Annotated in this window: 13 protein-coding genes; 8 read left to right on the plus strand and 5 right to left on the minus strand. The window is 70.5% G+C overall.

All coding sequences use genetic code 11. The annotated features are described in order from the left end of the window. Nucleotides 1-85 precede the first annotated feature (85 nt). The 4 genes from NS184_RS15275 (at nt 86) to NS184_RS15290 (ending at nt 4572) form a co-directional block, all read left to right on the plus strand. Nucleotides 86-1387, plus strand: a complete 1302-nt coding sequence (locus tag NS184_RS15275) for an extracellular solute-binding protein (RefSeq protein WP_058726960.1) — start codon at nt 86-88, stop codon at nt 1385-1387. A 203-nt stretch (nt 1388-1590) separates the two neighbouring features. Further along, the gene (locus NS184_RS15280; RefSeq protein ID WP_193750496.1) at nt 1591-2586 is read left to right on the plus strand and encodes a carbohydrate ABC transporter permease; all 996 of its coding nucleotides are present in this window, start codon (nt 1591-1593) and stop codon (nt 2584-2586) included. After that, a complete protein-coding gene (locus NS184_RS15285; protein ID WP_058726961.1) occupies nt 2579-3418 on the plus strand; it encodes a carbohydrate ABC transporter permease in 840 nt (279 codons plus the stop codon). The genes NS184_RS15280 and NS184_RS15285 overlap by 8 nt, the downstream gene beginning before the upstream one ends. A 218-nt stretch (nt 3419-3636) precedes the next feature. Further along, on the plus strand, nt 3637-4572 hold the full coding sequence (locus NS184_RS15290) for a TolB family protein (protein WP_058726962.1): 936 nt from the start codon (nt 3637-3639) through the stop codon (nt 4570-4572). Between the two features lie 133 nt (nt 4573-4705). On the opposite strand, the gene NS184_RS15295 is transcribed toward NS184_RS15290, so the two are convergent. From NS184_RS15295 to NS184_RS15315, 5 genes are all read right to left on the minus strand, one after another. Next, nucleotides 4706-5380 (minus strand): ABC transporter ATP-binding protein, encoded by a 675-nt coding sequence (locus NS184_RS15295; protein WP_058726971.1) that lies wholly within the window; start codon nt 5378-5380, stop codon nt 4706-4708. Nucleotides 5381-5538: 158 nt separating this feature from the next. Beyond that, nucleotides 5539-7086 (minus strand): ABC transporter permease, encoded by a 1548-nt coding sequence (locus NS184_RS15300; RefSeq protein WP_058726963.1) that lies wholly within the window; start codon nt 7084-7086, stop codon nt 5539-5541. 87 nt (nt 7087-7173) lie between these two features. Beyond that, nucleotides 7174-7893 (minus strand): glycosyltransferase, encoded by a 720-nt coding sequence (locus NS184_RS15305; protein WP_058726964.1) that lies wholly within the window; start codon nt 7891-7893, stop codon nt 7174-7176. Further along, the gene (locus NS184_RS15310; RefSeq protein ID WP_242863083.1) at nt 7890-9263 is read right to left on the minus strand and encodes a PIG-L family deacetylase; all 1374 of its coding nucleotides are present in this window, start codon (nt 9261-9263) and stop codon (nt 7890-7892) included. Before NS184_RS15310 ends, NS184_RS15305 begins: the two co-directional genes overlap by 4 nt. After that, entirely contained in the window at nt 9260-10399 is a 1140-nt protein-coding gene (locus NS184_RS15315; RefSeq protein ID WP_058726966.1) for a hypothetical protein, read from the minus strand. Before NS184_RS15315 ends, NS184_RS15310 begins: the two co-directional genes overlap by 4 nt. Nucleotides 10400-10445: 46 nt before the next feature. Here NS184_RS15315 and NS184_RS15320 point away from each other — a divergent pair, with 46 nt between their 5' ends. From NS184_RS15320 to rplL, 4 genes are all read left to right on the plus strand, one after another. After that, a complete protein-coding gene (locus NS184_RS15320; protein ID WP_096897817.1) occupies nt 10446-11186 on the plus strand; it encodes a response regulator transcription factor in 741 nt (246 codons plus the stop codon). A gap of 11 nt (nt 11187-11197) precedes the next feature. Then, nucleotides 11198-12730, plus strand: coding sequence for a sensor histidine kinase (locus tag NS184_RS15325; RefSeq protein ID WP_242863084.1), 1533 nt, complete (start codon nt 11198-11200; stop codon nt 12728-12730). A gap of 284 nt (nt 12731-13014) precedes the next feature. Continuing rightward, nucleotides 13015-13530 (plus strand): 50S ribosomal protein L10, encoded by a 516-nt coding sequence (gene rplJ / locus NS184_RS15330; protein ID WP_058726968.1) that lies wholly within the window; start codon nt 13015-13017, stop codon nt 13528-13530. A gap of 51 nt (nt 13531-13581) precedes the next feature. Continuing rightward, nucleotides 13582-13965, plus strand: coding sequence for a 50S ribosomal protein L7/L12 (rplL, locus tag NS184_RS15335; RefSeq protein ID WP_058726969.1), 384 nt, complete (start codon nt 13582-13584; stop codon nt 13963-13965). The last annotated feature ends 61 nt before the right edge of the window (nt 13966-14026 follow it).

Genomic DNA, 14026 nt, shown 5'->3' on the forward strand with positions numbered 1-14026 from the left:
CGGGCTTCGAAGCCCGACCGTCGACACAGCAGCACCCGACAGCACCATCCGAAGCACCATCTCAACGACGAGAAAGTAGAGAGTCATGCGCACTGCCATCCGCGCACTGGCCATCACCGCGGCCGCGGCACTCACCGTGACCGGCCTCGCGGCCTGCTCCTCCGGAGGCTCCGGTTCGTCCGGCGACTCCAAGACGCTCACGTACTGGGCGTCGAACCAGGGGACGTCCCTCCAGAACGACAAGGAGGTGCTCACCCCGGTCCTCGAGAAGTTCACCAAGGAGACCGGGATCAAGGTCAACCTCCAGGTCATCGGCTGGAACGACCTGCAGAACAAGATCCAGACCGCCGTCACCTCTGGCCAGGGTCCGGACGTGGTCAACATCGGCAACACCTGGGCGACCTCGCTCCAGGCCACCGGCGCCTTCCAGGAGTTCGGTGACTCGGAGATGAAGGCGATCGGCGGTGCCGACAAGTTCGGCAAGGTCGCGCTCTCCACCGGTGGTGCGCCGGGCAAGACCGTCACGAGCGTCCCGCTCTACGGCCTCGCGTACGGCCTGTACTACAACAAGCAGATGTTCAAGGACGCCGGCCTCGAGGCGCCGACGACGTGGGAGGACCTCGTCACCGACGCCAAGAAGCTCACCACGGGCGGCAAGTACGGCTTCACCATCGCCGGCGGTTCGTACACCGAGAACTCGCACTTCGCGTTCATCAACTCGGCGCAGAACGGCGGCGAGTGGTTCGACAAGGACGGCAAGCCGACCTTCACGCAGAAGGCGAACGTCGACGGCATCAAGCGCTACCTCGACCTGATGCAGTCCGACAAGGTCGTCAACACCTCGAACGCACAGTACGACAACGGCACGCAGGCGGTGTCGGACTTCGCGAACAAGAAGGCCGCGATGATGCTGACGCAGAACAACGCGAACAGCACGATCACGTCGAACGGCATGTCGAAGGACGACTTCGGCGTGGTGCCCTTCCCGGCACCGCAGGGCGAGAAGGACATCGCGTCGTTCCCGGCCGGCATCAACCTGTCCATCTTCAAGAACACGAAGAACAAGGACGGCGCCCTGAAGTTCGTCAAGTACATGACGAGCGCGGACACGCAGGCGACGCTCGACGAGCCGTACTCGGCCCTGCCGGTGCTCGCCTCCGCTGCTGACTCGGTCACCGACGAGCAGACGAAGACGTTCCTCGACATCTACAACAACAAGGCGAAGCCGCTCCCGCTGGTGCCCGCCGAGGACCAGTTCGAGTCGACGGTCGGCAAGGCGATGAACGACATGTTCGCCAAGATCGCGACCGGCGGCACGGTGTCCGACAGCGACATCAAGACCGCGCTCCAGACCGCCCAGGACCAGGTGTCCCAGGCCGCCGGTTGATCCGCCTGGAGGCCCGGGTCGCGTCCGTCAGGACGCGCCCCGGGCCCCCGTCCCTCGCGTCCATTGCGTGACGCGAGCGCACGCGCCTCCCACCCCGGTCACGTGCCGGGGGTGAGCCGATCGGCTCACGCACGCCGCGCCTCCCGGCCGCTGCCCCGACACGCGCGGCGCACCCGATCCTCCACCTCGCCGAAAGGCCCCGCATGTCCACCTCGGTCCTGCCTGAATCCGAGCGAATCGACCTGACCCACACGAAGGCGCCGACGCTGTCGGGGCCCCAGCCGGGTCGGAAGCCCAAGCGCCACTGGCTGCCGTACGCCCTCGTGGCCCCGGCGATCCTCTTCGAGCTGCTCATCCACATCGTGCCGATGCTCGTCGGCATCTGGATCTCGTTCATCCAGCTCACCAAGTACTTCATCGCCAACTGGGGCGCTGCGCCCTTCGCCGGGTTCCGCAACTACTCGGTCGTCGTCGACTTCGACCAGGCGATCGGCAAGGGCGTCCTCAACTCGTTCCTCATCACGTGCGGGTTCACCGTCCTCGTGGTCGGGCTCTCGTGGACGTTCGGCATGGCCGCCGCGGTCGCGCTGCAGAAGCCCTTCAGGGGTCGCGGCCTCTTCCGCACGCTCTTCCTCGTGCCGTACGCGCTGCCGATGTACGCCGGCATCATCACGTGGAAGTTCATGTTCCAGCGTGACTCCGGCGCGATCAACCACATCCTGGTCGACCAGCTCGGGCTGTTCGGCGGACAGGGGCCGTTCTGGCTGATCGGGTCGAACGCCTTCGTCTCGGTGGTCGTCGTGGCGATCTGGAAGACCTGGCCGTTCGCGTTCCTCATGCTGATGGCCGGCCTGCAGTCGGTACCGAACGACGTGTACGAGGCCGCCTCGGTCGACGGCGCGAAGCCGTTCCGCCAGTGGCGCTCGATCACGCTGCCGATGGTCCGCCCGGTCAACGTGACGCTCGTGCTCGTGATGTTCCTCTGGACGTTCAACGACTTCAACACGCCGTTCGTCCTGTTCGGCTCGACCGCACAGCCCCCGGCCGCGGACCTGCTGAGCTTCCACATCTACAACGCGTCGTTCATCACCTGGAACTTCGGCTCCGGTGCCGCGATGAGCGTCCTGCTCCTCATCTTCCTGCTCATCGTCACGGGCATCTACCTCGCCGTGACCAACCGGAGGTCCGTCCGTGCGTGAGACAGTCGGCGCAAAGTCCTTCAAGATCGTCACCCTGGTCCTGCTGACCCTGTTCACGGTCGTCCCGCTCTACGTCATGATCACGACGGCGATCAAGCCGCTCGGTGACGTGCAGAACGACTTCACGTGGATCCCGACGAACATCACCTTCCAGCCGTTCATCGACATGTGGTCGACGGTGCCGCTGGGGCAGTACTTCATCAACTCGCTCGTGGTCTGCACGGTCGCGACGGTGTTCTCGCTGATCATCGCCACGTTCGCGGCGTACGGGGTCTCGCGCTGGAACTTCCGGGGCAAGAGCACCTTCACCACCGCGGTGCTCTCGACCCAGATGTTCCCGGGCGTGCTGTTCCTGCTGCCGCTGTTCCTGATCTTCACGAACCTCGGGAACGCGCTCGGCATCCAGCTCGTCGGGTCGTGGCTCGGCCTGATCATCACCTACCTGACGTTCACGCTGCCGTTCTCGATCTGGATGCTCGCGGGCTACTTCGAGACCATCCCGCGGGAGCTCGACGAGGCCGCGATGGTCGACGGCTCCGGACCGATGGGTGCGCTCTTCCGGGTGATCCTGCCGTCGGCCCGACCGGGGCTCGTGGCGGTCGGGATCTACTCGTTCATGACCGCCTGGGGTGAGGTCCTCTTCGCCTCGGTCATGACGAACGGCAACGGCTCGACGCTCGCGGTCGGCCTGCAGCAGTACTCGACGCAGACGAACGTGTACTGGAACCAGATCATGGCGGCGTCGCTCGTCGTGTCGATCCCGGTCGTGGTCGCGTTCCTCATCGTGCAGCGGCAGTTCGTGGCCGGCCTGACCGCGGGCGCGGTGAAGTAGCCGCCACCATCCTCGGGAGGCGCGGTGCGGGCCCGACCCGGACCGCGCCTCCCGTCCGTGCGCTGTCGCTGTCGCTGTCTGCTCGCGCTGCGCCACCGGCGCTGCCCGAGACTCGGCCCCGCGGACACGTTCGCGGCCCGTCGACCACGAAAGTGTCCGCCGAGCCGAGACTCGTCCGACGCCCGTCGCCACCACTCGAACCCCGACAGGATGGTCCCATGAGCGAACCCCGCGGACGGCAGCTGCTGCCGGGCCAGACCAGCCGCGTGCACGTTTACGACGTCGAGTCGCGGACGAGCCGGCTCGTGTTCGCGTCGTCGACGGTGCTCGTCGAGGCGCCGAACGTCCTCGACGACGGCACGCTCGTGCTGAACGGGAACGGCGACCTCTGGCTGCTGCGACTCCCGGAGCCGGGCACCGTGCTCGACGAGACGGCGCTCGTGCCGGTGCCGATGCCCGGGGTCGAGGAGATCAACAACGACCACGTGCTCGACCCCTCCGACGGCTCGGTCGTGGTCAGCGCACGGAACGGGGAGCTCTACCGGGTGCCCCTGCCCGACGGCGGTTCCGCGGAGCAGCTGACCGACACGACGTCCGCGCTCCCGACCACGCGGAAGTTCTACCTGCACGGGATCGCACCGGACGGGAGTGCCCTCGCGGCCATCGTCGGCGAGCTCAGCCCCGAGGGCGTCTGGACGACCGACGTCGCCAGCGTCGACCCGACCACCGGCGAGCCGACCTTCCGGACGCGCGACGGGTTCCCCGACGACGGGTGCACGATCACGCCCGGTGGCACCTGGCTGTTCAACACCGAACGCTTCACCCCCGGCACCGCGCAGCTCGCGAGCCTCTGGCCCGGGCAGGACGAACCGGTGCGGATCACGAACGACGACCGGGTGAACTGGTTCCCGCACCTGTCTCCGGACGGTTCGCACCTGCTGTACCTCTCGTACGAGCCCGGTGTGCAGGGGCACCCCGCCGACCACCGTGTGGAGTTGCGGCTGCTGCCGGGCGTCCTCGCACGGGGTGCGCGGATCGCCGTGCTGCCGGAGACGCTCGTCACGCTCGACGGCGGGCAGGGGACCGTGAACGTGCCGCCGTGGTCGCCGGACTCGCAGTGGTTCGCGTACTGCGACTACCCGGTGGGCGGGTAGCGCGGTTCCGGGCCTCGTGCGGGCGCGGCCGGGTCTCGTGCTGACGGACGAGTCTCGTGGTCACGACCACGAGACTCGTCGCCTGACACGAGACTCGCCCGCCCCGTCGCCCGCCCACGCGGCGGCCCCGCCGCTACACCTCGCGGACCTGGCCCTGCTTGATGTGCAGCCGGCGTTCCGCGCGGCGGGCCACCCACGAGTCGTGCGTCACGATGACCACGGTCAGCCCGCGCTCCTTCCACTGCCGCTCGATGATGCCCATGATCTCGTCGCGCGTCCCCTCGTCGAGGGCGCCGGTCGGCTCGTCCGCCAGCAGTACCGACGGGTTCTTCACGAGTGCACGAGCGATCGCGACGCGCTGCTGCTGCCCACCGGACAGCTCGGCCGGCAGGTGGTCGAGCCGCTCGCCGAGTCCGACCTCGCGCAGGGCAGCGGTCGCTCGCTCGCGGATCTCGGTCTTCGACCGGTTCGCGAGGGACCCGGCGAACGCCGTCTCGACGTTCTCCAGCGCCGTCAACGTCGGGATGAGGTTGAAGCTCTGGAACACGAAGCCGATCTCGGTCGCCCGCAGGTCGGTCAACGCGCCGTCCCCGAGCTTCGCCACGTCGTGGTCGCCCAACATGACGCTCCCGGCGCTCGGTCGGTCGAGCGCGCCGAGCATCTGCAGGAGCGTCGACTTGCCGCCGCCGGTCGGCCCCTGGATCGCCACGAGCTGTCCCTGCGGGATGGTCAGGTCGACGTTCGCCAGTGCGGTGACGGTCCGCTTCTTCTGCTCGTAGGTCTTGTTCACCTTCTGCAGGCGGTACATCGGACGGGAGGCACGGCTCGCCTCCGCCGCGGACGCTGCGGTCGCTGGTGTGGTCACGGTGGCTCCTGTCGTGTCGGTGGTGGTGCGCGGGGACGTCGGTGCCGCGTCCGCTGTCGGGACGGAGGACACGGGGTCCGCGCCGGTGCGCGGGGCGGGCATCAGGCCACGCTCCGCAGGGCCTCGGCCGGGCGGAGGCGGCTCGCGCGCCAGCCGCCGAGCGCTCCGGCGATCAGTCCGCCGAGGATCGCGAGGCCGATGGCGAGCAGGATGACCTCGACGGTCACGGGGGCGTGCAGCACGACGTCCGTCGTGCTGGCGGTCGACGCGCCGCCGCCACCGAAGCCTCTGGCAGGGGCGCCGCCCGTCGTCCCGCTCCCGGCTGCTCCGGTCGCTGCGCCTCCGGGCATGCCTCCGCCCCCGCCGCCGCCCGCGCCTCCACGGGTCGTCGAGGACGCGCTCGCCGAGATGGTGGGCGCGATGACGTTGATGACGAGGATGCCGACGAGCCCCACCGCCGCACCGATCACGCCGCCGATGAGGCCCTGCACGAGCGACTCGCCGGCGACCTGCCGGGTGATCCGGCCGTTCGACCAGCCGATGGCCTTGAGGGTGCCGAACTCGCGGGTGCGCCGCGTGACGCCGGAGATCGTGAAGAGGATCGCGATGAGGAAGGCCGCGGCGAGGACGACGACCGACAGCCACGTGCCGAGGTTCGACACGAGCGTGGACGCGGTGCTCAGCGAGCCGGAGACGCTCGACGCGAGGTCCGATTCGGTCGACACCGTCGCGGTCGACAGCTTCTTCTGCAGGGCGGTCTTGATCGAGCCGACGTCGGACGAGGACTCCGCGGAGACGTAGATCGCGGTGACCTTGCCGTCGAGGTCGGCCAGGGACTGCGCGGTGTCGAGGGGGATGTAGGTGTTCGACCCGGTGGTGCTCGACGAGCCGGTCGACGCGACGATGCCGATCACGGTGAACTTCGTACCGCCGATCTCGAGGGTGTCGCCGACGGTCTTGTCCTCGCTCTTCGCGTAGGAGCTGTCGAGCACGACGACGTCCTTGCCGGCGTCCTTCGCCGCGAAGGTGCGTCCCTTCGTGATCTCGGTGCTCGTGAGGGGGCCGACCGCGTCGCCGGAGACCGGGATGCCCGTGACCGTGAAGGAGTCGACGTTGAACGAGCCGCCGCCGAAGCCGCCACCCTGGCCGCCCTCGCCGCCGCTGGGCGGGCCCTGCTGGGTGCTGCTGCTGGACCCGGAGTCCGAGCTGCCCGAGCTCCCGGAGCTGTTCTGCTGCACCTCGCCGGAGAACGTCGTGTTCTCGAGGCTCAGGACGCCGGTGGCGGCCTTGACGCCCGCCGTCGACGTGACGGTCTCGAGGTTGGAGGCGTTCAGCGTGCTCGTGCCGCGCGACACCGAGAGTCGGGACTGCGAGAGGTCGGTCGACCCGCTGTCGCTGCCGTCTCGGCTGCCGAAGTCGAACGACGGCCGACCGGTGCTGGACGACGACGGCTGCTCCGTCTTCGTGACGGTGATGTCCGTACCGACGCCGTAGACGGACTGGAGGACGCTCGACTGCGCCGACTTCACCCCGCTCGCGATCGACGACACGATGACGACCAGGGCGATCGCGAGCGCCATGCCGACGGCGATGATGACCGTCTGCTTCTTGCGGTTCGTGAGCTCGCGCCTGAGGTAGGTCAGGAACATGGTTCTCCTCGGTGTTGGGGACGGGGAGACCGTAGGGAGGCAGTCGATGAGCCGCGCTGCCGGATCGCAAGAAGATCCGATGAAGCCTCAGCCGGCGTCGCCGTACGAGGCGCGGAGGTGCTCGGCGTAGCCACCGGGCGTCCGGCCGACGAACCGTCCGCTCGTGACGACCGGGAACGCCGTCGTGGCCCGGACGTCGAGTCCGAGTGCCCGCGCTCGCTCCACGAGCCGCACGTCCTCGTGCTCGGGCACCGGGTCGAAGCCGCCCAGCGCGCGGTGGGCATCGGCCCGCACGCCGAGGTTCGCGCCGTGCACGTGGCCGAGCGTCGCACCCGGCGGGTGTGCGAGCCGCCACCTCGCGAGCACGGCCGGTTCGAGGTCGTCCGGCTCCGGGACGACGGCCCCCACGAGCACGTGCGCCCCGGCAGCGTGGGCGTCAGCCTGCTGGACGAGCCACGACCCGTGCACCCGCGAGTCCGCGTCCGTGTGCGCGAGCCAGTGCCCCGCGTCGGGTCCACCGGCACGGAGGACGTGGCGCGCCCCGGTGCTGCGCGCCTGCCCCACCCCGACCAGAGCCGTGACGACGACGTCGAGGGTCGTGTTCCGCCAGGTCGGGTCGGCAGCGGTCCGCAGCCCCAGGGCCTCCGCGGTCCGGTCCGAGCACCCGTCGAGGACCACCGTGACGCCGACCTCGACGGCGGGCCGCTCTCGGCGGAGCTCGCGCACCGCGGCTGCGAGCGCGTCGACGCAGGCGGCGATGGTGTCCTCCTCGTCGTGGGCGGGGACGATCACGTCGAGGCGCGTCACCGGACGAGCCCCTCGGACCGGGCCACCGAGGACACCGCGGACCCGGGCAGCACGCTCAGCACGAAGTCCTCCTCGACGTGCCGGACGAGTGCCGGTCGGGGCCAGCGATCGGCGATCCGGGCGTCGACGGTGTCGCCGTCGGACACGGCCTCGTCGTCCGGGTGGCGCCAGTGGCACGCGACGAGGACCCCGTCGTCGTCGAGCGAGGCGAGGACCCGGTCGATCGTGCGGTCGAGGTCCGCCGGGGCGAGGTAGTAGCCGATCTCGGACAGCACGACGAGGTCGAAGCGTCCGTCCGGCCACTCGTCGGGGAGCGCGGCGCGCACGAACCGGGCACTCGGCGCACGGAGCCGCGCACGGAGCAGCGGCGCCTCGGAGATGTCCGTGCCGAGCACCCGGTCGGCCCGCTCGGTCAGTGCCGCGGTGAGCACCCCCGTGGCGCAGCCGAGCTCGAGGGCGGACCGGTACCGCTCCCGCGGGAGCGCGGCCACCGTCACCGCGCGCTTCCGACGCTCGTACCAGGAGCCGTCGAAGTCCCACCCCTCGGGCTTGCGGGCGTAGTGCGCGTCGAAGGACTCCCGCGAGCGCGACGCCGGGGAGGGCGTCGGCGTCGGCGCGGTGGCCGCGAAGAACCACTCGGTCGGCCGGAGGTGGTGCGCGGCGTGCCGCTCGTCCACGATGGCTTCGTCGCCAGGAGCCTGCGAGAGCGGACGGATCTGCGACCGGTGAGCGGCGAGGGCGGCGCGCTTCCGGGCGAGTACGTCCGGCGACAGCGCCAGCGCGCGAGCACGGTCCCAGGGAGCCGCGGAGGCGTCCGGGTCGTCCCAGTGCCAGGCCCAGACCGGGTACTCCAGCAGGGCTGCCCGCGGGGCGTCGGCCACGACGGTGGCCGCGACCTCGCCCGTGATCCGGTGGTCCCGGTGTCCGTCGCCCCGCCACGGTGCGACGACGAGCACCCGTCCGGGCACGGCGGTGACCCGTTCGTGCAGCGCCGCACGGAGGACGTCGGCGTGCTCCCGGACACCGCCGTCCGGCACCCCGAGCGACGTCGCCACCGCTGCCGGGTGCAGGATCGCCAGCGCGTCCGCGAACTCCCGCGCCCGACGCGCGCCGAGGCGCTGTCGGTCGGTGGTGGGGGAGTCGGGGTGGGAGCGCTCGCCGCGGGTGACGAGCAGCACCTCGACGCGCAGCCCCCGGTCGGCGGCGGTCGCGACGAGGCCGCCGGCGCCGAGGGTCTCGTCGTCGGGGTGCGGCGCGACCACGAGCACGGCGTCGAACCGGCCCGGGTCGACGGGCTCCGGGGGGACCGTGTCGAGGAACGTCGTCCACCGCGCCGGGTCGGTCCCGGGCTCCCGGTGGTCGAAGCTCACCACGCGACACCGCCGCGGTCGAGCACCGCACGGCCGACCCGGGCGAGGTCGCGCGCGCCGTGGTCCTGCAGCACGTAGAGCTCGAGGTCCGCCACGCGCGCGGCGATCGCGGGGTCGGCGGTGAGCGGCGCCGGGCCGATCGTCGCGACGACCCGCTGTCGGACGGCGTCGACCGCACGACGGACCCGGGAGCGCACCACCTGCGCCTCGAACGACCAGTCCGTGCCGACCTCGTCCGTGCCGACTCCGCCCGAGCGAGTACCGGCGGCGGCGTCGATCCGTGCCGCCGCGTCGGCGAGGGTGTCCTCCGCGTCCGCGAGGTCGGCGACCGTCGCACCCAGCGCCGCCTGCAGCAGCTCGGACCCCGGTCGGGACGCCGCGAGGGACCGCAGCACGCGGGCGAGCCCGACCGCACCGCCCCACCAGCACGCCGCGACGCCGATGCCACCCCACGCGAACCCCGGGCGGGTGAGGTACCAGCCGGGCGCCCCGACCGACGTCGCCCGCACCGCGTCGAGGTCGACCGGTCCGCTCGGGACGTCCGGCATGCCACGGGCGACCCAGGCCTCGTCGTGCACCCGGACGCCGTGCTGCCGGAGGTCGACCGCGAACAGCTGCCGCTCCTCACCGACGTGGGCGGTGACGAGCGCATGGGAGAGCGACGACGCGAGCGAGCACCACGGCTTCGTCCCGGACAGCACGGCGAGGCCGTCGTCGGTCACCTCCGCCGTGACCCGGACCCCCGGGGCCTCGGCGGCGAACACCCCCCAGCTCGAGCCCTCGGGTGCGTCGATGCCGGCCTGGGCCAGGATGCCGAGCGCGTCGAGGTGCGGCTCGACGGTGCGCGCCAGCGCGACGTCGACCGCGGCGAGCCCCGCGAGCGTCGCGAAGGCCGGGCCCGCCGTGCCCGCGGCGAGCAGCGGGGCGGTGGCAGCGACCGCCTGCGCGACGGCCAGCCGCTCCGCCGGGGGAGCATCGTGCCTCCAGGCCGGTGGGACCAGGTCCCGGACGTCGACATCACGCGCAGCCGCGGACCAGGCAGAGGAGTGCAGCACGCCGTCACGGTACGGACGGTTGCCCGAGTGGGCGTCCGGATCCGCGTCGTCCGGCTGATCAGCGATCCACAGTCGGCGCATCGGTCGATCTCAGACCGCTCATAGGAAACTCTCGATACTCGATGACGTGACCATCTCCCAGCCTGCCGCAGCCCCGCGCCTCACACGTGCCGACGGTTCCCCGTTGCGCATCCTCGTCGTCGACGACGAGGCCAGCCTCACCGACCTGCTGTCCATGGCGCTCCGCTACGAGGGCTGGGACGTCAAGAGTGCGAACGGCGGACAGGACGCCCTGAGCACCGCGCGGGAGTGGAAGCCCGACGCCATGGTGCTCGACGTGATGATGCCGGACCTCGACGGCCTGCAGGTGCTCAGCCGGCTGCGTCAGAACAACGACGACACCCCGGTGCTGTTCCTCACCGCGAAGGACTCCGTCGAGGACCGCGTCACCGGCCTGACCGCCGGCGGCGACGACTACGTCACGAAGCCGTTCTCGCTGGAAGAGGTCGTGGCACGCCTGCGTGGCCTCATCCGTCGCTCGCAGATCTCGATCTCCGAGGCCGGCGACTCCCGCATCGTGGTCGGCGACCTCGTGCTCGACGAGGAGTCCTACGAGGTCTCCCGCGCCGGTCGGCCGATCGAGCTCACCGCGACCGAGTTCGAGCTGCTCCGCTTCCTCATGCGGAACCCCCGCCGCGTGCTCTCGAAGGCGCAGATCCTCGACCGCGTGTGGTCGTACGACTTCGGCGGCAAGAGCTCCGTCGTCGAGATCTACATCTCCTACCTGCGCAAGAAGATCGACGCCGGTGAGACCCCGATGATCCACACCGTGCGCGGCGTCGGGTACGTCATCAAGCCGACGTCCTGAGGTCCGGCGCAGTGACCCTCCGTCGACGGCTGGTCCTCAGCATCGTCGCCCTCGTCGTGGCCGTCAGCGCGGTCATCGGCGCGGGCAGCATCATCGCGCTCGCCTCGATCCAGACCGGCACCATCGACTCCCAGTTGTCGAAGGCGACCGAGCGTGCGAGCACGAAGTTCGGCGAGGGCCAGCAGAACCCGAACGGGCAGCGGCCGAACGACGACGCCCTGGCGCCGCTGGGACAGGCGGCGGGCACCCTGACCGCCTACTACGGCACGGGTGGCGTCGCGGCCGGCATCGTCATCAACGAGGACAGCTCCCGTTCGCAGCTCACCGCGGACGAACTCCAGCGGCTCGGGCAGGTCAAGGTCGGGGTCGAGCCCGCCACCGCGGACCTCGGCGGCGCGCTCGGCAAGTACCGGGTGGCGGCCGTGCAGGTCGACAACCCCGTCGTGGGGAACGCCGTCCTCGTCGTCGGGCTGCCGATGTCGCCCGTGTACGAGAGCGTGTGGTCCCTGCTCCTCGTCGTCGTGGTGGTCGTCGGGCTCGCGCTCGTCGCCGGCTCGGTCGTCGCCGCCGTGGTCGTCCGGCGTTCGCTCCGACCGCTCGAACGCGTCGCGGAGACCGCGTCCGCCGTCGCCCGCATGCCCCTCGAGCGCAGCGACGCGCTGCAGGACGTCCGGGTCCCCGACGCCGACCCCCGCACCGAGGTCGGTCGGGTCGGTGCCGCGTTCAACCGCATGCTCGGGCACATCGGTGGTGCGATGCAGGCCCGGGAGCACTCCGAGCAGAAGGTCCGGCAGTTCGTCGCGGACGCCTCGCACGAGCTCCGCACACCGCTCGCGTCCGTCCGGGGCTACGCCGAGCTCACGCGTCGGATGGGCGCCGACCTGCCCGAGGACGTCGTCTACGCGATGAGCCGCATCGAGTCCGAGTCGAAGCGGATGACGAGCATGGTCGAGGACCTGCTGCTCCTCGCGCGGCTCGACGAGGGCCGGGAGATCCAGTTCGAGGACGTCGACCTCACCGGACTCGTGCTCGACGCCGTGAACGACGCACACGCGGCCTCGCCGGGGCACGTCATCGAGGTGGACGTGCCGGACGAACCCGTCGAGGTGCTCGGCGACGCCGCACGGCTCCACCAGGTCATCGTCAACCTCGTCACGAACGCCAGGACGCACACCCCCGAGGGCACCCGGATCACGGTGGGCATCGCCCGGACCGCCGACAGCGTGGACCTCACGGTGCGGGACACCGGCCAGGGCATCGACCCTGAGTTCCTGCCGAAGCTCTTCGAACGGTTCGCCCGCGCCGACAGCTCACGCTCGCGGACGGTCGGGTCCACGGGGCTCGGGCTCGCGATCGTCGACGCGGTCGTGCAGGCGCACGGCGGGCGGGTCGACGTGACGAGCGAACCCGGCGACACCGTGTTCACGGTGCACCTGCCCGTCGCGCCGCCGTCGGCGACCGACGGTGGCGCGGCCGACGCGTCGGCGGGGGACGACCCGGCGGACTGGTCGGAGACGCCCGAGGCCGCTCCCGCGACCACCTGACGGCCTGGAGGCACGGTGCGGGCCCGCACCGTGCCTCCCGTCCGGTGTTTGGTGACGCCCACGGCGTCTGCTACAGTTCTCGAAGCCAAAGACCGCCGGATGTCGCTGCGCTCGCAACGTGTTTGTGAACGCCGCGACCGAAGGTCCTCCAACGTGAGGCATCCCGCGCAGGTGTTCCGAACCACTCCCGCCGTTCCGGTGGGGGCAGCTCCGAGCCTCTGTGCGCCGGAGCTTTTTTCGTTCGTGGACCTGGGGCTACCGGCAAGAAACCCCCAAGGAGAACCATGGCGAACAAGGAAGCTGCGGTCGCCGAGCTCACGGAAGCATTCCAGAGCTCGAACGCCGTCCTGCTCACCGAGTACCGCGGTCTCACGGTCGCGCAGCTCAAGGAGCTCCGCAACTCGATCCGTGAGCACGCCACGTACGCCGTGGTGAAGAACACGCTGACCAAGATCGCGGCGAACAACGCCGGCATCTCGTCGTTCGACGACGAGCTCGCCGGTCCGTCCGCTCTCGCCTTCGTCCACGGTGACACCGTCGCCGTCGCGAAGTCGCTGCGTGCATTCGCCAAGGCGAACCCTCAGCTCGTGGTGAAGGGTGGTTACTTCGACGGTAACCCGCTCTCCGCGACCGAGGTGGACAAGCTCGCTGACCTCGAGTCCCGTGAAGTGCTGCTCGGCAAGCTCGCCGGCGCCTTCAAGGCCTCGCTGTTCGGTGCTGCGTACCTGTTCCAGGCACCCCTCTCGCAGGCCGTCCGCACCGTGGACGCCCTCCGCGAGAAGCAGGAGTCCGCGGCCTGATCAGGCACGCGTTCCACAACCACACCACGCATTAGCAAGTAGGAGAAAATCATGGCGAAGCTTTCGCAGGACGAGCTCATCGAGGCCTTCAAGGAGCTCACGCTCATCGAGCTCTCGGACTTCGTGAAGAAGTTCGAAGAGGTCTTCGAGGTCACCGCGGCCGCTCCGGTCGCCGCTGCCGCCGCCCCCGGTGCAGCTGCCCCGGCCGAGGCCGCTGAGGAGAAGACCGAGTTCGACGTCGTCCTCAAGTCCGCTGGTGACAAGAAGATCCAGGTCATCAAGGAGGTCCGTGGCCTCACGTCGCTCGGCCTCGGCGAGGCCAAGGCGCTCGTCGAGACCGCTGACGCCAAGATCCTCGAGGGCGTCAACAAGGAGACCGCTGACAAGGCGAAGGAGGCCCTCGAGGCCGCCGGCGCCACGATCGAGCTCGCGTAGTCTCGACCGTTCGGTCACGAAGGCCGTCGCCCCTCGGGGCGGCGGCCTTCGTGACCGAACG

This window comes from Curtobacterium luteum (assembly GCF_001475545.1).
In the GTDB taxonomy this organism is placed as follows: Bacteria; Actinomycetota; Actinomycetes; order Actinomycetales; family Microbacteriaceae; genus Curtobacterium; species Curtobacterium luteum_A.